Genomic DNA, 677 nt, shown 5'->3' with positions numbered 1-677 from the left:
GACAGACATTGCTGCGCGCCACCGGATTGATGGTGCCGTCGAACAGGCCCCATTCGGCGAGCGTCTTGACGTAGTGCTGGTTGAAGGCGCGAAAACCGTCTTCGGTGAAGGCGGCCGGCGAACGCAATTCGCAGGCGCAGAACGCGGTCAGCGGCCGGCCGGCATCCCGGATATAGGCCGCGATCCGCGCAAAACCTTCCGCGAGCGGCAGCAGGCGATCGAAGCGCACCCGCTCGATCTCAAAACCCGCGTTCGCCTGCGCGCCGCTTGAATATTGGAACACGGCCGGAATGAACCGGTAATTGCCCGCCGCAAACTCGCTTGCCATGCCTGTTTCCTCCGGATTTCCTGAGGCGAGTTACTTTCTGCCCGCCCTCGGCAAAGGCTATCACGAGACAAAGAAAAGGCGGCAGTGGCTTTCGCCAGTGCCGCCTTCCCTGCGAGCATGAGCTTGGAGGGCTCAGGTCGGTTTCAGCGCGCCGCCGCGACGGTCGAGCTCGTAGTCGGCGATCTGCTTGGCGCGATCGGAATGGGCCGCGGCCTGATGGTCGGTCGCGATCACCGTGTAGACCATCGGCAGCACGAACAGCGTGAACAGCGTGCCGATCGTCATACCGGCCACGACCACGAGCCCGATCGAGAAGCGGCTGGCAGCGCCGGCGCCCGAGGCCGTGAGC

Annotated in this window: 1 protein-coding gene and 1 pseudogene; both read right to left on the bottom strand. The window is 64.5% G+C overall.

The annotated features are described in order from the left end of the window. Positions 1-328 (bottom strand): annotated as a pseudogene (locus tag AKL29_RS45520) (2-amino-5-chloromuconate deaminase CnbZ); the annotation flags it as partial. 132 nt (positions 329-460) lie between these two features. Beyond that, positions 461-677: hypothetical protein (locus tag AKL29_RS45515; RefSeq protein ID WP_244482390.1), on the bottom strand; the 217-nt coding region annotated here is incomplete at its 5' end.

Source organism: Bradyrhizobium pachyrhizi (assembly GCF_001189245.1).
GTDB classification, from domain to species: Bacteria; Pseudomonadota; Alphaproteobacteria; order Rhizobiales; family Xanthobacteraceae; genus Bradyrhizobium; species Bradyrhizobium pachyrhizi.
This window is presented reverse-complemented; position numbering and strand designations above follow the sequence as displayed.